General features: G+C 58.8%; 15 protein-coding genes and 2 tRNA genes. 7 read left to right on the forward strand and 10 right to left on the reverse strand.

Annotation, left to right across the window (positions count from 1 at the left end; translation table 11 throughout):
- Nucleotides 1-69 precede the first annotated feature (69 nt).
- Nucleotides 70-1,971, forward strand: coding sequence for a potassium transporter Kup (locus tag PMI36_RS12545; RefSeq protein WP_008072725.1), 1,902 nt, complete (start codon nt 70-72; stop codon nt 1,969-1,971).
- Nucleotides 1,972-2,209: 238 nt separating this feature from the next.
- Here PMI36_RS12545 and PMI36_RS12540 read toward each other — a convergent pair whose 3' ends face one another.
- On the reverse strand, nt 2,210-2,536 hold the full coding sequence (locus PMI36_RS12540; RefSeq protein ID WP_008072727.1) for a DUF3077 domain-containing protein: 327 nt from the start codon (nt 2,534-2,536) through the stop codon (nt 2,210-2,212).
- Nucleotides 2,537-3,060: 524 nt separating this feature from the next.
- Here PMI36_RS12540 and PMI36_RS12535 point away from each other — a divergent pair.
- Nucleotides 3,061-3,351: a Phd-YefM gene (locus PMI36_RS12535; RefSeq protein ID WP_007904631.1), complete on the forward strand. Its 291-nt coding sequence runs from the start codon at nt 3,061-3,063 to the stop codon at nt 3,349-3,351.
- An 11-nt stretch (nt 3,352-3,362) separates the two neighbouring features.
- Complete coding sequence (locus PMI36_RS12530; protein WP_008072730.1) at nt 3,363-3,650, forward strand: type II toxin-antitoxin system RelE family toxin; 288 nt, start codon at nt 3,363-3,365, stop codon at nt 3,648-3,650.
- A gap of 255 nt (nt 3,651-3,905) precedes the next feature.
- Here PMI36_RS12530 and PMI36_RS12525 read toward each other — a convergent pair whose 3' ends face one another.
- The 4 genes from PMI36_RS12525 to PMI36_RS12510 all read right to left on the reverse strand — a co-directional run bounded on the left by PMI36_RS12525 (nt 3,906) and on the right by PMI36_RS12510 (nt 8,494).
- Nucleotides 3,906-5,201 (reverse strand): virulence factor family protein, encoded by a 1,296-nt coding sequence (locus PMI36_RS12525; protein ID WP_008072737.1) that lies wholly within the window; start codon nt 5,199-5,201, stop codon nt 3,906-3,908.
- Complete coding sequence (gene mprF / locus PMI36_RS12520; RefSeq protein ID WP_008072739.1) at nt 5,201-7,843, reverse strand: bifunctional lysylphosphatidylglycerol flippase/synthetase MprF; 2,643 nt, start codon at nt 7,841-7,843, stop codon at nt 5,201-5,203. The genes PMI36_RS12525 and mprF overlap by 1 nt, the downstream gene beginning before the upstream one ends.
- 277 nt (nt 7,844-8,120) lie before the next feature.
- Nucleotides 8,121-8,197 (reverse strand) — tRNA-Met (locus tag PMI36_RS12515).
- A 220-nt stretch (nt 8,198-8,417) separates the two neighbouring features.
- Nucleotides 8,418-8,494, reverse strand: a tRNA-Met gene (locus tag PMI36_RS12510).
- A gap of 300 nt (nt 8,495-8,794) precedes the next feature.
- On the opposite strand from PMI36_RS12510, the gene dinB reads away from it, so the two are divergent.
- Nucleotides 8,795-9,856, forward strand: a complete 1,062-nt coding sequence (gene dinB, locus PMI36_RS12505) for a DNA polymerase IV (protein WP_008072740.1) — start codon at nt 8,795-8,797, stop codon at nt 9,854-9,856.
- Between the two features lie 123 nt (nt 9,857-9,979).
- Here dinB and PMI36_RS12500 read toward each other — a convergent pair whose 3' ends face one another.
- From PMI36_RS12500 to PMI36_RS12485, 4 genes are all read right to left on the reverse strand, one after another.
- Nucleotides 9,980-10,933 (reverse strand): hypothetical protein, encoded by a 954-nt coding sequence (locus PMI36_RS12500; RefSeq protein ID WP_008072742.1) that lies wholly within the window; start codon nt 10,931-10,933, stop codon nt 9,980-9,982.
- A gap of 17 nt (nt 10,934-10,950) precedes the next feature.
- Nucleotides 10,951-12,666 carry a proline--tRNA ligase gene (locus tag PMI36_RS12495; protein WP_008072744.1) on the reverse strand — a complete coding sequence of 572 codons (1,716 nt, stop codon included), beginning with the start codon at nt 12,664-12,666 and terminating at the stop codon, nt 10,951-10,953.
- A 141-nt stretch (nt 12,667-12,807) separates the two neighbouring features.
- Entirely contained in the window at nt 12,808-14,367 is a 1,560-nt protein-coding gene (locus tag PMI36_RS12490; protein ID WP_008072745.1) for an AmpG family muropeptide MFS transporter, read from the reverse strand.
- A 44-nt stretch (nt 14,368-14,411) separates the two neighbouring features.
- Nucleotides 14,412-14,765 carry an MGMT family protein gene (locus PMI36_RS12485; RefSeq protein ID WP_007940587.1) on the reverse strand — a complete coding sequence of 118 codons (354 nt, stop codon included), beginning with the start codon at nt 14,763-14,765 and terminating at the stop codon, nt 14,412-14,414.
- 167 nt (nt 14,766-14,932) lie between these two features.
- Between PMI36_RS12485 and PMI36_RS12480 the strand changes: the two genes are divergently transcribed.
- Entirely contained in the window at nt 14,933-15,940 is a 1,008-nt protein-coding gene (locus PMI36_RS12480; RefSeq protein ID WP_008072747.1) for a DUF481 domain-containing protein, read from the forward strand.
- Nucleotides 15,941-16,117: 177 nt separating this feature from the next.
- Here the strand turns inward: PMI36_RS12480 and PMI36_RS12475 are convergent, their stop codons facing one another.
- A complete protein-coding gene (locus PMI36_RS12475; RefSeq protein ID WP_002554837.1) occupies nt 16,118-16,327 on the reverse strand; it encodes a cold-shock protein in 210 nt (69 codons plus the stop codon).
- Nucleotides 16,328-16,681: 354 nt separating this feature from the next.
- Between PMI36_RS12475 and dcd the strand changes: the two genes are divergently transcribed.
- Entirely contained in the window at nt 16,682-17,248 is a 567-nt protein-coding gene (gene dcd / locus PMI36_RS12470) for a dCTP deaminase (protein ID WP_007904652.1), read from the forward strand.
- 107 nt (nt 17,249-17,355) lie between these two features.
- Complete coding sequence (locus PMI36_RS0129685) at nt 17,356-17,562, forward strand: hypothetical protein (protein WP_032830504.1); 207 nt, start codon at nt 17,356-17,358, stop codon at nt 17,560-17,562.
- Nucleotides 17,563-17,622: the final 60 nt, after the last annotated feature.

Raw genomic sequence — 17,622 nt, forward strand, 5'->3', positions numbered from 1 at the left:
GCGCATGCTGCGCCACAAAGCATAGTGCTTCTTATAAGAAGTCCGAGTCTGAGCAGTAGGAGTTTTTGGATGGGGCAGGCAAGTAGTCAGGTGGCGGCCAGCGAGCATTCGGCGGCGAAGCCGATCGGCATGCTGGTCGCAGCAGTCGGGGTGGTTTATGGCGATATCGGCACGAGCCCGCTGTACACCCTCAAAGAAGTGTTTTCCGGTGGCTATGGCGTGCCGGTCAACCATGACGGCGTGCTGGGCATTCTGGCGCTGATCTTCTGGTCGCTGATCTGGGTCGTCTCGATCAAATACATGATGTTCGTGCTGCGTGCCGACAACCAGGGTGAGGGCGGAATCATGGCCTTGACCGCGCTGGCGCGGCGGGCAGCGGCGGGGCATGCGAAGTTGCGTACCTTGCTGGTCGTCTGCGGGCTGATCGGCGCGGCGCTGTTCTATGGCGACAGCATGATCACCCCGGCGATTTCCGTCCTTTCGGCGATTGAAGGCCTTGGGCTGGCATTCGAGGGCATCGACCATTGGGTGGTGCCGCTGTCGTTGATCGTGCTGGTGGCGTTGTTCCTGATTCAGCGTCACGGTACGGCGCGGATCGGCATTCTGTTCGGGCCAATCATGGTCACCTGGTTTCTGGTGCTGGGCGCGCTGGGCGTGTATGGCATCAGTCAGCATCCGGAAGTGTTGCAGGCGATGAATCCGGTGTGGGGCGTGCGCTTCTTCATGGTCCATCCGGGCATGGGGATCGCGATTCTTGGCGCTGTGGTGCTGGCATTGACTGGTGCCGAGGCGTTGTACGCCGACATGGGCCACTTCGGTCGCAAGCCGATCGCCCGGGCCTGGTTCATTCTGGTGCTGCCGGCCCTGGTGCTGAACTACTTCGGTCAGGGCGCGTTGCTGCTCGGTGATCCGGAAGCGGCCCGTAACCCGTTCTACTTGTTGGCACCGAGCTGGGCTCTGATTCCGTTGGTGGGGTTGTCGACCCTGGCCACGGTAATCGCCTCTCAGGCGGTGATTTCTGGTGCATTCTCCCTGACTCGTCAGGCGATCCAGCTCGGCTACATTCCGCGCATGCACATCCAGCACACGTCCAGTGCCGAGCAAGGCCAGATCTATATCGGCGCGGTGAACTGGGCGCTGATGGTTGGCGTGATCCTGCTGGTGCTGGGCTTCGAGTCCTCCGGCGCGTTGGCTTCGGCCTACGGCGTGGCGGTGACTGGCACGATGCTGATGACCACCATCCTGGTGTCGGCGGTGATGCTGCTGCTGTGGAAGTGGCCACCGATCCTCGCTGTTCCGGTGTTGCTGGGTTTCCTGTTGGTAGACGGTCTGTACTTCGCCGCCAACGTGCCGAAAATCATTCAGGGCGGTGCGTTCCCGGTGATTGCCGGTATCGTGCTGTTCGTGTTGATGACCACCTGGAAACGCGGCAAGCAACTGCTGGTGGAGCGAATGGACGAGGGCGGGTTGCCGCTGCCGATCTTCATCAGCAGCATCCGCGTGCAACCGCCGCATCGGGTCCAGGGCACGGCGGTGTTCCTCTCCGCCCGTCCGGACGCCGTGCCTCACGCGCTGTTGCACAACCTGCTGCATAACCAGGTGCTGCACGAGCAAGTAGTGTTGCTGACAGTGGTGTACGAAGACATCCCGCGCGTCCCGCCGCAACGGCGTTTCGCGGTCGATTCCTACGGCGAAGGGTTCTTCCGGGTGATCCTGCACTTCGGCTTCACCGACGAGCCGGACGTGCCTGAGGCCTTGAAACTGTGCCATCTGGATGACCTGAATTTCAGCCCGATGCGCACTACCTACTTCCTCAGCCGCGAGACAGTCATCGCCTCCAAACTCGAAGGCATGGCCCGCTGGCGCGAGACGTTGTTCGCCTTCATGTTGAAGAATGCCAACGGTAATCTGCGGTTCTTCAATTTGCCGTTGAATCGGGTGATTGAGCTGGGTACGCAAGTCGAGATGTAAGCCACAACGAAAAGCCCCCGTTGCCATGAAGGTAGCGGGGGCTTTTTTGTGTCCGATGACTTGAATCCACTGACAATCCCCTGTGGGAGCGGGCTTGCTCGCGAAGACGGACCAACATTCAACATTGATGTCGCCTGACAGTCCGCTTTCGCGAGCAAGCCCGCTCCCACAGGGGATCTGCGGTGTCTGCTGGAATGAAAAAGCCGCGTGATTACGCGGCTTTTCCGTCCCTGTGCCTTTACTGACTTTCAGGCAGCTCTTCTTCAGATTCAGCCTTTGTCCGGGCAGGTCGCGGTGTCAGCACCTTCACCACATCATCAATCACGGCCTTACTCATCGCCGTCAGGTAATGCGCGGCCCAGGCGTGGCGGTCGGTGTCTTTGATGTAGGCCGCATCCTCGGTAAATGATTTGGCGAGGAACAGCAGGTCGGAGGCTTGTGACAAGGCATCAACGATGGGGACGCCGGCGCGGACGTTGAATAACGCCTGATCGGAGCAGTAGATGAGCGGGGTGAAGCCGATGGTTTTTAGTTCTGCAATCGCCGAAGCATCAATTTTAGTCATGTCTATTTCCTAAGCTTGAGGAGCTGCCACGTTCGTTTCCAAGCGAATGGGTGGCAGCTGTGCGCAGGTTGGAAAACCGGGAGCCTAGGAAACCGGCACGTCCGAAGACGTCCCACGCACAACCGCCATGACACAAGATTGCAGCCATAAAGGCCTGCGGTCATGTTGGGCACGTTGTTGCTAATCGCTCGACGGGTTTCCAAGCCCGATCGCTGAATAGTCAGCGACGTCCGGAGAGTATCCCGTCGAAGAAAAACGCAACAAGGCATCAAAGTGCCCAAAAAGGACGATTCGGAGTTTGCCTACAAGGTCTGCGGACGTCATCTGATATTGCGAAACCTTAAGTAAACGAAACTAAACGTGGCGAAAGAATTCACAGGTCGTTCGACTCATTTTTTGTAGGCATGGAAAAACGGAGGTTCGTAGATTCGCGTTTTTTTGCAGCTTGCTGTATGTCGAATTCGACGCGATACTCTGCGTAGAACTGTGTGTTCAAATTTGCATGAGTGTGTAGAGAGGTGAGTATGACGGCATTACTGGAGCGTGCTGACCAAGCGATTTCTGTGACGGCAATGGTCAGGGGGTTCAGCGCGAGGCTAAAAGAGATTTCCAGCCGAGCCACTGAGCGGCTGGTCATTTTCAAAGACAATCAGCCGGCAGCGGTCATTATCAATGTCGATGCGTATCAGGAAATGCTCGACGAGCTTGAGGACCTTCGGGTTGAAGCAGCGGCTCGGGAGCGATTGATCGGTTTTGATCAGGCCAAGGCCGTCAGCCACGACGATATGCGGGCGCGGTACGCCAGGAAAGACTAAAGGAGCTTTGGATGGTTTGGGGCGTTATCTATCATCCGGAGGTTCAGAAGGATCTGGATCTGCTGGGAGCTGTGGTGGCGAATCGCATTCTTGATGTTATCGAAGAGCGGATTATCAACGGCGAGCCGGACAAGAGCGGCAAGCCCCTAAGAGCCAGTCTTGCAGGTTGCAGACGGATCCGCACAGGTGATACACGGATTGTTTATCGAGTCGATGGACAGGCGATCCAGGTTTTGATCGTCGCCGTCGGTGCGCGACGTGATGAAGAGGTTTACGACGCTGCAGAGCGCCGTCTCTAATTAAAAAGCTCCTGCCGCCTTGCGGTAGCGGGGGGGGGCTTTGTAGCCATTTATCTGAGTGCAGCGCAGATCCTGTGGGAGCGGGCTTGCTCGCGAAGACGGACGAACATTCAACATTGATGTCGCCTGGCAGTCCGCTTTCGCGAGCAAGCCCGCTCCCACAGGGGATCTGCGGTGTTTGGTTTAATTGCACTCATATGAAAAAGCCCCCGCAACCGTGAGGTATCGGGGGCTTTTTTGTGAGCGCGGCTCAGATCACTCCTGAGCAGCCGTCTCCTTCACTTGACGCTTCTCGATAGCATCGACCAACCGCTGGGCCAACGCCGGGTAGTTCTCGTCGAAATGATGGCCGCCAGGCAGTTTCATCGCTTCGCCCACGGCGGTCTTGTCGGTGCAGCCGCTCTCGTCGACTTCTTCTTCACCGTAGATGCACACCACTTTTGCAGGCGGTAGCTTGGCCATTTCCGGGCCGGTGGCGGCTTCTTTGCCGGCGTTGCCGAGCCAGCCTTCGACTTCGATTTCGAAGCTGCCGGTGCGGGCGAAGGCCAGCAGGATGATTGCGTCGACCCGCTGCTGCTCCGCTTCCGGCAGGCGGTTGTAGATGGCGGGCAATACGTCCGCGCCGAACGAGTAGCCGGTCAGGATGAAGCGCTTGGTGCCCCATTTCTGCCGGTAGTGCTGCATCAGTTCGGTCAGGTCCAGCGCGCTTTGTTCCGGGCTCTTGTGTTGCCAGTAGTAGCGCAGGGTGTCGATGCCGACCACCGGGTAGCCGATCTTGGCCATTTCACCGGCCACATCACGGTCCAGGTCGCGCCAGCCGCCGTCGCCGGAAAGGAACAGGGTGACGGTGTCCTTGGCTTGACCGGCCGGGACTTCGACCACCGGGATCTGCAGGCCACCAGCAGCTTTATCGCCGCCAACGAGGATTTTGCGCAGTTCGTTGTTCAGCACTTGCGGCAGGTTGATGTCGTAGTCGCTGATGCTGGTTTCGGCGTTGGGCTGGTCACGCACGAAGCCGGCGCTGGTATCGTCCGGGTTGTCGTTCCAGGCCACCAGCCAGTGACCGTGAGCGGCAATTTTTGGCAGCAGGTGCGTGCAGCCGGGTTTTTCCAGGGCCAGGTCGACCGAAATGGCCTGGGCCTTGTCGTCCTTCTGCTCGGCCAGCCAGCGCCACGCCAGCACGGCGCCTGGGCCGATGCCGCTGATTAGGGTTGCCGGGCCTTTGAGTTGCCTGAGGCCTGCTTGCAGGGCGCGACCTTGCAGGATGCAGTCCTTGGGCAGGATCACCTGGACGATCTGCGCCGAGCCGCTGCGGCTCAGGGTCAGCAATTGTTTGTCGCTGAGCTTCTGCTCTTCATTGACCGCCACCAGTACCTGGGCGCGCGGCGTGTTGCCGGGGATGACTCGGGTCATCGCGGCGCCATCGGCCGGCGCCAGCCGTTCGAGGGTCGGTTCTGGTGCCGGGCGTTTCAGGTACCAGTAACCGCCACCGACAATCAGGGCCAGCACTACCAGTGTGGCCAGTACGTACCGCAGGGAGCGTTGAATCATCAGCGTTTCACCAATCCAGTCAAGCCGCCTGCAATCAGGGCGGCAGTGTCGGCCAGGGCAACCAGCGGATCGAGTCCGGCTGGCACAGCCATATAACGGGGTTCCCAGTCGGGCTGGAACTTGTCTTTGAAGCGGCGCAAACCTTGGAAGTTGTACAGCTGCTCACCACGGCGGAATACCATCGAGCCCAAGCGCTGGGTCAGTGGTGCGCCGCGCCGGGGTTGCAACCCCGACAACGGCACCATGCCCAGGCTGAAGCGCGCGTATCCATGATTTTTATAATGTTGAATCAGGCCGACCATCATGAACTCCATGGTCAGCTTGGGGGCGTCGGGGTGCGCGCGCATCAGGTCGAGGCTGGCCAGATCATGGCCGTAGGTCTCGAGCAGGTTGGCGAACGCCACCGGGCGCCCTTCGAAACGAATCACCGCGACACGAAAGTGCTTGAGATAGTCATCACTGAAACGCCCGAGCGAGAAGCCTTTCTCGCGCACGTTCTTGCCGGTCAGCCAGGCGTCCGAAATAGCCTTGAGCTCATCCATTGGCGCTTGCCCCGGCTCATGGATTTCCAGCGACAGGCCGTCACGGGTGCCGCGGTTCCAGGTGTAGCGCAGGTCCTTCATCTCTTTGCCTTTGGCCTCGAGATCGAAACGCTTGAGGTCAACCCGGGCTTCTTCGCCGAGCTTGATCGCGGTCAGGCCTATATCCATGTAGTACGGCAAATTCTCCGCGCGCACTTGATAGAACACAGGGCGGGCGTGGTGGATATCGCAGAGGTCGCGGAACTGCCAGATCATTTCCGCCCGTGGCTGGCTCGGGCCGATCGGGTCATACAACGCCACCAGGCTGCGGCCACGGCGGGCGTACATCAGAAACGCCTCGTCGTTGGGATGAAACAGCAGCGCCTTGTCACCGGTCAGGGCCAGGCCGCCATCCGGTTGGGCCGAGGCCATGAGAATCTTTACCGCGCGGTCCAGCTCGTCGGGCGTTGGCAGATGGATCACCGGGCGCGCGGTGCGCAGCAGCCAGGTCAGGGACACCACCACTAGCAGGACCGCGGCGCCGAGCAGCGAGCGCAGGCCTCGCGGGGCATCGGCGTCGAGGGTGAACTGCCACCAGAGTTGATGGCTATAGGGAACGTCTTGATAGGCGAACAGCAGCAACCAGATCGATGCGCCGAGTACGCACAGGCTGGCCACCAGATACAGCGGCGAAAACGGCACTTCGGTCAGGCGGCTGGGGCGATAGAACGAGCGCCGGAAAACCCCCAGCAAACTCGCCGTCAGGGTCATCAGGCAAGCCTCTTCCCAGTCGAACCCTTTAAGCAGTGAGAGCAGGGCGCCGACCAACAACAGAATGGTGGTCAGCATCCATGCGGCTGACAGGCGGCGACGTAGCCCCTGAGCCAGCAGCAGGCAGAGCACGCCCACCAGGCTGGCGCCGAAGTGTGAAGCGTCGACCAAACGATGCGGAATCAGAAAACCGATGTGTTCAAGGCGGGTATCGATCTCCGGCGTCACGCCGGAAAACAGCAGCACCACGCCGGACAGGAACACCAGCACCGCCAGAATCGGTGCGGCCATGCCAGATGCAGCACGCAACGACTGGCGCGTCTGAAACAGGCGCTGGCCTTCGTTGACCAGCAGCAGTACGCAAGCCACCAGCAGCGGCAACACCACGTAGATCAGGCGATAGAGCAGCAGGGCGGCGGCCAGTGGTGCGGCGCCGAGCTTGTCGGCGAAGGCGGCCAGCAAAATCGCTTCGAACACCCCGACACCACCCGGTACATGGCTGAGCACACCAGCGGCCAGGGCCAATAGATAGACCAGCAGGAAGGCACCAAAGGGCGGTGCTTCCGGCAGCAACAGGTAGAGCACCGTCGCGGCGGCGGCCACGTCCAGAGCGGTGATGACCAATTGCAGGAACGTCAGGCGGCGACCCGGCAGGCGCAAGGTGCGGCGACCGACCTTGACCAGCAGGTTGTCGGGATAAGGCTGTTCAGGCAAGCGACGGCGATAGATGCCGATGGCCAGTACTGTTGAGAGCAGCAGCACGGCCACTGCAATCGCACCCAGCAACGTCTCGGAGAAACCCAGGGCCACGGAAGCAGCGGACAGGTTGCTGAGGGTGGCGAGGGCGGCCAGGGGCGGAAGGGCGCAGCCGAGTGAGAGGCTGGCAAACAAAGTCATGTGCGCGACTTCCGACGCCCCCACACCATACCGTGCATATAAACGGTAGCGAACCGAGCCTCCCGACAACAGCGAAAGGCCGATGGCATTGCCAATGGCAAATGCGGTGAAGCCGCCCAATGCCAGTATTCGCGGCGCCAGCGTCACGCCGGCATAACGGCTGGCCGACCATTCGTAACCCAGCAGAATGATGAAGCCGATGACAGTCGCGGCGAGCGCGCCCAGCAAGGCCGGTTTCGGCACTTCCAGGATTGAGTCATGCAGCGCGTACAGATCGAGTTCGCTCAGCAGGTGACGACAGGCAATCAGCGCAATGGCGAACAACAGCAAAGTGACCGCCAGACCGATGGGTTGGCGATATTTGCTGATTCGATCCAGCAAGCGCAGGCGCTCGGCTTTGATCGGTTGTGTCGCTGTGACGGTGTCTTGTGGATCAGACGAGTTGGCGCGCATCAATCACCTCTTGGATTGTGCGCGACAGGATGGAGGTATCCAGCCAAGTTACCAATCCCTGTAGAAAAAAATAATCACAAATATTAACGCCTCTCACCAGATGTGGGCGATGGCGCGTCATCAGTCGTAGAGGGTTCTGTCTGCGGTTCAGCCTGGGCTGAACTCACAGTCCGGCGATCCCGAACGGCTCACTGCACAGTGACAGATCATTGTTGCGAAAGGACTTTTTCAACAGATACAAAAAAGGCCACTCTTTCGAGTAGCCTTTTTTGATGTTTGGTTGCGGGAGCCGGATTTGAACCGACGACCTTCGGGTTATGAGCCCGACGAGCTACCAGACTGCTCCATCCCGCGTCTGTGTGGCGGCATTCTACAGGCGAACGCCGGAGTGTCAACCGTTAATCCCAGTATGGCTCAAATAAGTGTAAAACGACGGTGAACGGTCGCAGGGGAGACCTAAGCTTTGGAATCAGAACGATTTCTTGTTTCTGGGGCGAAAGGCATAGGCTGCCGATTTTTATAAAACAGGCGCGCACAAAAAAGGCCACTCTTTCGAGTAGCCTTTTTTGATGTTTGGTTGCGGGAGCCGGATTTGAACCGACGACCTTCGGGTTATGAGCCCGACGAGCTACCAGACTGCTCCATCCCGCGTCTGTGTGTCGGCATTCTACAGAGGATCGCAGGGCTGTCAACCTTCAATCTCGGTAAAATCTGTTCCTGTTCAAGCGCTTAGGTGAAAAAAGCAACGGCTGACCGGTCTGAAACGCAGGCAGGGCAAGGCTTGTGGCTCTATTGAGAGGGCTCTTTCGATTGAGAAAATAAATTCCTGTGTGCTATTCCTACAAAGGAAAAAGAACATTCAGAGTACTGGTGCTATATACAGGTGTCAGTGAGATACTGCCGATATGTCTCTCCCACACCTCATTTCTTCGCCATGAACACTGCTTTTATATGACGCAGCGAAAAATCATCCACGTCGATTGTGACTGTTTCTACGCCGCTATCGAGATGCGTGACGACCCGCGCCTGGCCGGTAAGCCATTGGCGGTGGGCGGCTCGGCGGATCGGCGTGGGGTGATTGCCACCTGTAACTATGAAGCGCGGGCTTATGGCGTTCGCTCGGCCATGTCTTCCGGGCATGCCTTGAAACTCTGTCCGGACCTGACCATCGTCAAGCCGCGCATGGATGCCTATAGAGAAGCGTCGAAGGAAATTCATACGATCTTTCGCGATTACACCGACCTGATCGAACCGCTTTCCCTGGATGAGGCCTACCTCGACGTGTCGGACAGCGCGCATTTTGGCGGCAGCGCCACGCGAATCGCCCAGGACATTCGCCGCCGTGTCTCCAACCAGTTGCACATCACCGTGTCGGCCGGCGTGGCGCCGAACAAGTTTCTCGCCAAGATTGCCAGTGACTGGAAGAAGCCTAACGGCCTGTTCGTGATCACGCCGGATCAGGTGGAAGACTTCGTCAGTGGTTTGCCGGTGAGCAAGCTGCACGGCGTTGGCAAAGTGACCGCCGACAAACTCGGCAGGCTCGGCATCGTCGATTGCTCGCATTTGCGCGAATGGGACAAGTTGGCGCTGGTGCGCGAATTCGGCAGCTTCGGCGAGCGGCTCTGGAGCCTCGCCCGTGGGATCGATGAGCGGTTGGTGCATAACGACAGTCGGCGGCAGTCGATCAGCGTCGAAAATACCTACGACACGGACCTGCCGGATCTGGTGAGTTGCCTGGATAAATTGCCCGAGTTGCTGGACTCCCTGAATGGCCGCATGGCAAGGATCGATAGCAGCTATCGACCGGGCAAGCCGTTCGTCAAAGTGAAATTCCATGACTTTACCCAGACTACTCTGGAGCAGGCCGGGGCAGGGCGGGATCTGGGGAGTTATCAGTTGCTGCTGACCCAGGCCTTTAACCGTGGTGGGAAACCGGTGCGGTTGTTGGGGATTGGGGTGAGGCTGGAGGATTTGCGGGGCGGGTTTGAGCAGATGGAGTTGTTTGAGCGGTAGGGGCAGGGTTTTGGTACGGTGGTAAATGTAATGACGCCTTCGCGAGCAAGCCCGCTCCCACATTGGTTTTATGGTGTTCACAAAACCAATGTGGGAGCGGGCTTGCTCGCGAAGCTTTTGACTTTAATTCGGTCCCGGATCCGCCACCAGTCGCCCGGCATCCTTGGTCAATGACTTGAGGAATTCGGCCTGCAACTCGGGATCGTTGCGGGTCAGTTCGATCAGGCTCTGTTCCAGCTCGCTGGCTTCTTCTTCCAGCCCCAGTTCCGACAGACGTTTGACCCGGTGTACCCACTGGCTCACTTCGTCGTCTTCGAGGTCGTCGTAAATCAACCCATGCGCTTCGAGTAGCTTGCCGCGCAAGTTGCTGCTGATCGCCAGGGACGAGTCGGTGTGCACATCGTCCTTGTTGTCCTCGACACTGATCTGCAGTTTGCCCAGATGATTGAGGTCATGTTCGGCGAATGGGCTGTCCAGCAGGTTCAGGCGCAACACGCCGTTACGATCGGTGGTCAGTTCGAAGGTGTTCTTGGCCGCCTTGACCTGCACCGGGCGCTCGCTCCACGGCAGGCTCGAGTACTCCGTGCGCTTGTCGCGCTGGACTTCGTCGATACCCGCCAGGTTCTGTTGTGCCCGACCATGAGACTGCGCGTTCATGAACGGGTTGAGCCCGGCGAAACCATAGCTGAGCCAGTCCTTCGTCACGCTGTCCGGCAGATTGCCGAGGGCGAACACGTTGACCACGTTCGCACCGACACCGGCCACCACGGCCACCGCGCCCAGCGGGATCTCATAGACCTCCCTCCAGGGTTGGTAAGGCGTGTAGCGATCGTAGTGACGCGTGACTTCGAACTCGGTGACTTCGAAAGTCTTCTGCTCGTGGATTTTCACCCGACGTTGTGGCAGCTCAAGCACCTTGGGCTCGCCGACATCGATCTGCAGGCTGTGATCGAGCAATTTGCGCTCGACCCGCTCCTCGTGCTCGTTGCGTTGTGACATCTGATTGGCACAGCCGCTGACCAGCAGCGCGCCGCACAGGGCGGCGCTACCGAGGCCTAAGGTGTTTCGCTTGAACATGACGTCTCTATCTGGTGTCAGCGGCGGATACGGGCCTGGAGGAAAGACAGCACGTCAGCGACCGGCAGCGCTTGCGCCTCGGCCTCTGTACGGCTCTTGTATTCCAGATTGCCGTCGGCGAGGCCGCGGTCACTGACCACGATCCGGTGTGGAATGCCAATCAGCTCCATGTCCGCGAACTTGATACCCGGGCTGGTTTTCTTGTCGCGGTCGTCCAGCAGCACTTCGAAGCCGGCGGCAGTCAGTTCTGCGTAGAGCTTGTCGGTAGCTTCGCGAACCTGCTCGGTTTCGTAGCGCAGCGGTACCAGAGCAACCTGGAACGGGGCCAGGGCGTCGCTCCAGATAATCCCGTTCTCGTCGTTGTTCTGTTCGATGGCGGCCGCCACCACGCGGGACACGCCAATGCCATAGCAGCCCATTTCCAGGGTGACCGGCTTGCCGTTCTCGCCCAGCACTTCGCACTTCATCGCTTTGCTGTACTTGTTGCCCAGCTGGAAGATGTGCCCGACTTCGATACCGCGCTTGATTTCCAGGGTGCCTTTGCCGTCCGGGCTCGGATCGCCGGCCACGACATTGCGCAGGTCGGCAACGGTCGGAACCGGCAGATCACGCTCCCAGTTCACGCCGAAGTAGTGCTTGTCGTCGATGTTGGCACCGATGCCGAAGTCGCTCATCAGCTCGACGGAACGGTCGATGATGATTGGCAGTGGCAGGTTCAACGGGCCAAGGGAACCGGCGCCGGCGCCGATGGCGTCGCGCAGTTCAGCTTCGGAAGCCATGACCAGCGGGCTGGCAACGCCAGGCTGGTTGGCGGCCTTGATTTCGTTCAGCTCGTGGTCGCCACGGATGATCAGGGCAATCAGTTTGCCTTGTTCTTCAGCGTGTACCACGAGAGTCTTGATGGTCTTTTCGATCGGCAGATTGAAGCCCTCGACCAGTTGCGCAATGGTCTTGGCGTTCGGCGTGTCGACCAGACGCAGCTCTTCGGCAGGCGCGGCACGAGAGGTTTCGCGCGGTACGGCTTCGGCCTTTTCGATGTTCGCTGCGTAGTCGGAACCGTTGCTGAAGACGATGTCGTCTTCGCCGGATTCGGCCAGCACGTGGAACTCGTGGGAGCCGGCACCACCGATCGAGCCGTTGTCGGCTTCAACCGGGCGGAACTTCAGGCCCAGACGGGTGAACACGTTGCAGTACGCCTGGTGCATACGGTCATAGGTGATCTGCAGCGAAGGCTGATCAGCGTGGAACGAATAGGCGTCCTTCATGATGAATTCGCGGCCGCGCATCAAACCGAAGCGTGGGCGGATTTCGTCACGGAATTTGGTCTGGATCTGATACAGGTTGATCGGCAGCTGTTTATAGCTGCTCAGCTCGTTACGCATCAGGTCGGTGATGACTTCTTCGTGAGTCGGGCCGGCACAGAAGTCGCGACCGTGGCGATCCTTGAAGCGCAGCAATTCAGGACCGTATTCTTCCCAGCGACCGGATTCCTGCCACAGCTCAGCCGGTTGAGTGCTCGGCATCAACACTTCGAGAGAGCCGGCGGCGTTCATTTCTTCACGCACGATGGCTTCAACCTTGCGCATAACTCGCAAGCCCATGGGCAGCCAGGTGTACAGGCCCGAGGCGAGTTTGCGGATCATGCCGGCGCGCAGCATCAGCTGATGGCTGATGACAACCGCGTCGGAAGGCGTTTCTTTCTGTGTGGCGAGCAAAAATTGACTGGTGCGCATGGTTGGCCGTTGTCGGTTGCTGATGACGAGAAATGACGGAACATTGTACGGGCGAGATCAGCTGGCGTACAGGAGTGCAGCCGGCAGTGTCGCAGAGGGCGAGAATCTGCCCGCCCTCTGCGACACTTCTGGCTTAAGTGCCTACGATTCTTCCGCGACCTGGGACTGCACCGGTTCCGGCGTCGGTGTCGGACCGGCTCGGCGGTTTTCCTGGAACCAGTGCAGCGCGATCAACAGGAGAGTCGGAACACCCAGCAGGGCAGTGATCAGGAAGAAGTTGTGATAGCCGAATTTTTCCACCATAACCCCTGAGTAGCCGCCGATGAGGCGGGGCAGCAGGAGCATGATCGAGCTGAGCAGGGCGTACTGGGTGGCGGAGAACTTGAGATTGGTCAGGCTCGACAGGTAAGCGACAAATGCCGAAGTCGCCAGGCCCGAGCTGAAGTTATCCAGTGAAATAGTGACAATCAGCATCTGCAGATTGGCGCCCATGTCCGTGAGCATCAGGAATAGCAGATTGGTGGCTGCCGACGAAACGCCGCCGATGAACAGGATGGGGAGGATGCCAAAACGCACGATCAGCAGGCCGCCCATGCCTGCACCGACCAAGGTCATAATCAGGCCGAATATCTTGCTGACGCTGGCAATCTGATCCTTGGTGAACCCCTGGTCGATGTAGAACACGTTGGCCATCACGCCCATGACCGTATCGGACATCCGATAGGTGGCGATCAGCCCAAGCAGCAGCAGGGCTTGCCAGCGGTAACGCAGGATGAAGTCGTTGACCGGCGTCAGCACCGGGGCCAGGCCACGACGCCCCATGGCCGACAGGCACAGGCCGGTAAGCGTGATATAGAGAATCGCCCGCAGGAACGCACGGTCTTCGAGCAGCAGGTCCAGTACGCTGACGCCGTTGAACAGTACGCTGGCGAAGTCAGTGTTGTAGAGCTGGGTGAACATGGCCGGTACGGACACCAGCAGCACGATCAGCACGAACACCGACGCCAATTGGTGCACAAAGCTGTAGCGTCCGGCCTGCAACTGGGTACGCAAAGGCACCGGCGGTTCGCGCATGAACACGGTGGTCAGCAGCGCCGGGACCATCAAGACGCCGAACAGCACGTAGGTGCCCGTCCACGCCGCATGCTTATAGTTGAAACCGGTGGAGCCGAAGCCTTCGGCGAAGAACAGTGCGCCGGCAGTCGCCAGCAGGGCCGCGACCCGGTAACCGGCCATGTAACTGGCCGCCAGCGCCGCTTGGCGGGTTTCGTCGGCGATTTCCAGGCGATAAGCATCGACGGCGATGTCTTGCGTCGCCGAGGCGAAGGCGACGACCACCGCGATCGCGATCAACCAGGACAGGTGCTTTTGCGGGTCGCAGAATCCCATGCCGATCAGGCCAAGGATTACGAGTGCCTGGGCCAGGACCAGCCAGGAGCGTCGTCGACCAAGCTTGCCAAGAAGTGGCAGGCGCCATTGATCGAGCAGCGGGGACCAGACCCATTTAAAGGCGTAGGCCAGGCCGATCAGGCTTGCATAGCCGATGGTTTCGCGGGCAACACCGGCCTCGCGCAGCCAGACTGAAAGCGTCGAAAACACCAGCATGTAGGGCAAGCCGGCGGCGAAACCAAGCAGCAACAGCACGAGCGTCGAGGGGCTGGCATAGGCGGCGAGCGCGGCGCGCCAGGTTTTACGGGGCATGGGCTGGAGTCTGCCTCAAGGATTACGGAAACAAAGCGCGCACTCTAACCGCTGTGCTCTACCGGGCGCCACCCATGGCGCTGAATATCAACACGATTGTTCAGGACACTGATGCCTTCCATGCGCAATCGGGCCCGTTGTTCATCCCCCGAAGGGCTGCCCACGGGCAGGCTGATCCGACCGCCGGCACCCAGTACCCGGTGCCAGGGAAGTTTGGTGTCACCGGGCAATTGGCTCAGTGTTCGCCCGACCCAGCGGGCAGCACGACCCAGTCCGGCTAGCTCGGCGAGCTGGCCGTAACTCACGACTTTGCCCTCGGGCACTTGCGCCAGGGTCAGGTAGAGCGCCGTGCGTCGGATTTGCGCTGCGCTTTCGGTTTCAGCGGTTGAGTCGGTCACGTCCCGGGCTTCCTGAAAAAATGCGCAATTGACCGTCTGTAGAGTAAATCCAGGATCGCCTATTGAGAAATGAACTCAATAGAAAAAGTCGGGTCAGTCCTTGCTAGGGCCTTATTCCTATGGATAATGCCGACTTTTTTTCGCAAAGTTGAGCCTTCGATTCGCTTATGTTGTCCAGAACCTTGCTGTGCCTCGCTGTCGTCAGTGCTTCCACTCCCTTGCTCGCCGACACCGTCTGGTTGAAGAACGGTGACAAATTGAGCGGCAAAATCACCGTATTCGATGGTGGCAAGCTGCTGATTCAGACCGAGTACGCAGGCGCGGTTCCGATCGACTGGAATCAGGTCAAAACCCTGGAAAGCGATCAGCAACTGCTGGTCAAACAGGATGCCTACACCGGTGAGAAGGCCAAGTCGCTGCACGCGGCAGAGGATGGCAAAGTCACCCTGGCCAACGGCGATGGCCCCAAGACCGTGGAGCTGGCCAGTATCCAGCAGATGCTCAAGCCCAAACCGGTGGTTGAGGATCTGGTATGGAAGGGGCATGTCGATTTGGCGCTGGATTACCAGCGTGCCGAAAAAGACACTGATGATTATGACGTCGACTTCAAGACCAGTGCGCGCCATGGCAGATGGCGACACACGGCAGAAGGTGAGTACAACCGCGAATTCCAGGATGACGTCGTCACCACCGACAACTGGCGTGCCGAATATTCTCTCGACCGATTCCTCACTGAGAAGTGGTTCTGGCAAGGGCGTTTGAATTACAAGCGCGACAAGGTCGAAGAGCTCGCTCGGCAGCGCACCGTCGGTACCGGCCCCGGTTATCAATTCTGGGATAACGAACTGGGCGCCTTTTCCTTGGGCTCGCTGGTCAACCGCACGGACTATGAGTTCAGCGACGGCAGCAAGAAAAACTTCTATTCCCTGGCGATGAAGTGGGATTACAACCGTTACCTGATCGGCAAGAAGGTTGAGTTCTTCACCAATGGCGAAGTTGGCAAGCCGTTGTCAGGCGTAGCTGATTACGCACTCGATGCCGAAATGGGCTTGCGCTACAAAGTGACCGATTGGGCATCGCTTAACCTGAAGGCCGAACGAGACATTATCAGCGGTACTGACGATGCGGACCTGAGCAAGACCCGTTACACGGCGGGTTTTGGCGTAGCCTGGTAACACTGAAAGATCAAAAGATCGCAGCCTCGCTTCGCTCGACAGCTCCTCCAGAGACCGTATGTCAACGTAGGAGCTGTCGAGCGAAGCGAGGCTGCGATCTTTTTTGCCATGCAAAACACACAGGCACAAAAAAGCCCCGCTTTTGAGGGCGGGGCTTTTTACTAAAGCAAGTACAAGTTAGATAACTTGAACTTCTTCAGCTTGCATGCCTTTCTGACCGCGGGTAGCGATGAAAGAAACCTGTTGGCCTTCTTTCAGGCTTTTGAAGCCGTCGGATTGGATAGCTTTGAAGTGAACGAACAGGTCGTCACCGGATTGTGGAGTGATGAAGCCGAAGCCTTTTTCATCGTTGAACCACTTAACGGTACCGGTTTGGCGATTAGACATGGTGTAACTCCTTGAACAAAGATAACTGCGACGCAGGAAGAACCCTGGCCGAGACTGAGTGCAAAGAGCAGGAAAAATTCTTGTAGATGGTTGGATCGAAATTCAACATATCGTGTAGAGATTCTCAGTGACACAAGCAGCACAGTGGCGCCACCTTAACCCTTTTTCCGGAACGTGCCAATGTTTCTTGCGAAGGTTTCTCTGTTTTCATGACTGACGGTGCATTGAATGGCGGTGAAGACCCGGGATTCACGGGCGATTGGCGAGAATTGTCTCCCGGACTTTGAACCCGGCGCGCCTGCCCGGTAAGATGCCGGACAGAATTTTTCCACCTCGCTATTCAGGACACCCGCCATGAGCATCAAATCGGACAAGTGGATTCGCCGCATGGCGCAGGAACACGGCATGATCGAGCCTTTCGTCGAGCGCCAGGTGCGCGGTAGCGACGATAGCCGTGTGATCTCCTACGGCGTGTCCAGCTACGGCTACGATGTGCGTTGCACCAATCACTTCAAGGTGTTTACCAACATCAATTCGGCGATCGTCGACCCGAAAAACTTCGATGCTGGCAGCTTCGTCGACATCCACAGCGACGTGTGCATCATTCCACCGAACTCCTTCGCTCTGGCCAGCACCGTCGAATACTTCCGCATCCCGCGTAACGTATTGACCATTTGCCTGGGTAAAAGCACCTACGCGCGTTGCGGCATCATCGTCAACGTCACGCCGCTCGAGCCTGAGTGGGAAGGTCACGTGACCCTGGAGTTCTCCAACACCACCAATCTGCCGGCGAAAATCTACGCGAACGAAGGCGTGGCGCAGATGTTGTTCCTTGAGTCGGACGAAGAGTGCGAAGTCTCCTACAAGGACCGTGGCGGCAAGTACCAGGGACAGCGTGGCGTGACCCTGCCGCGTACCTGAGTCAGCCGTCTGACAAACCGTTGGAATTCCTGAGCGGGCGTACACTCTATGGAGTGTACTGCTCCGATTCGCGCAAGGCGGATCGGGCCATCGCTCAGGAGTGCTTCATGAAGATCGATCCGCGAATAAGTGCCGAACTGGCAAGGCTTGAGCCCAATCAGGTTGGCATGCTGGCCTGGTCCTTGTTGGCACATCCGCCCGTCACGGCAGGGGGCATCCCCCATCAGCCTGATCCCGACACACCCAATGAAGATCCGACAGAACCCGGAGAGCCCACTCTTCCGGATGAGCCACCGCCCGCGCCTGTGGTCTGATACCTGTGGGACAACCTGATTTCTGTAGGAGCGAGGCTTGCCCGCGAAAGCGGTTTTTCA

Source organism: Pseudomonas sp. GM79 (assembly GCF_000282495.1).
Classification (GTDB): Bacteria; Pseudomonadota; Gammaproteobacteria; order Pseudomonadales; family Pseudomonadaceae; genus Aquipseudomonas.

Excerpts from the sequence above, each read along its gene's own strand:
- PMI36_RS12500 (WP_008072742.1), bottom strand. The coding sequence starts at position 10,933 with ATGTTCAAGCGAAACACCTTAGGCCTCGGTAGCGCCGCCCTGTGCGGC.
- PMI36_RS12495 (WP_008072744.1), bottom strand. The coding sequence starts at position 12,666 with ATGCGCACCAGTCAATTTTTGCTCGCCACACAGAAAGAAACGCCTTCC.
- PMI36_RS12475 (WP_002554837.1), bottom strand. The coding sequence starts at position 16,327 with ATGTCTAATCGCCAAACCGGTACCGTTAAGTGGTTCAACGATGAAAAA.
- mprF (WP_008072739.1), bottom strand. The coding sequence starts at position 7,843 with ATGCGCGCCAACTCGTCTGATCCACAAGACACCGTCACAGCGACACAA.
- dinB (WP_008072740.1), top strand. The coding sequence starts at position 8,795 with ATGACGCAGCGAAAAATCATCCACGTCGATTGTGACTGTTTCTACGCC.
- PMI36_RS12490 (WP_008072745.1), bottom strand. The coding sequence starts at position 14,367 with ATGCCCCGTAAAACCTGGCGCGCCGCGCTCGCCGCCTATGCCAGCCCC.
- dcd (WP_007904652.1), top strand. The coding sequence starts at position 16,682 with ATGAGCATCAAATCGGACAAGTGGATTCGCCGCATGGCGCAGGAACAC.
- PMI36_RS12480 (WP_008072747.1), top strand. The coding sequence starts at position 14,933 with ATGTTGTCCAGAACCTTGCTGTGCCTCGCTGTCGTCAGTGCTTCCACT.
- PMI36_RS12540 (WP_008072727.1), bottom strand. The coding sequence starts at position 2,536 with ATGACTAAAATTGATGCTTCGGCGATTGCAGAACTAAAAACCATCGGC.
- PMI36_RS12530 (WP_008072730.1), top strand. The coding sequence starts at position 3,363 with ATGGTTTGGGGCGTTATCTATCATCCGGAGGTTCAGAAGGATCTGGAT.
- PMI36_RS12545 (WP_008072725.1), top strand. The coding sequence starts at position 70 with ATGGGGCAGGCAAGTAGTCAGGTGGCGGCCAGCGAGCATTCGGCGGCG.
- PMI36_RS12535 (WP_007904631.1), top strand. The coding sequence starts at position 3,061 with ATGACGGCATTACTGGAGCGTGCTGACCAAGCGATTTCTGTGACGGCA.
- PMI36_RS12525 (WP_008072737.1), bottom strand. The coding sequence starts at position 5,201 with ATGATTCAACGCTCCCTGCGGTACGTACTGGCCACACTGGTAGTGCTG.
- PMI36_RS0129685 (WP_032830504.1), top strand. The coding sequence starts at position 17,356 with ATGAAGATCGATCCGCGAATAAGTGCCGAACTGGCAAGGCTTGAGCCC.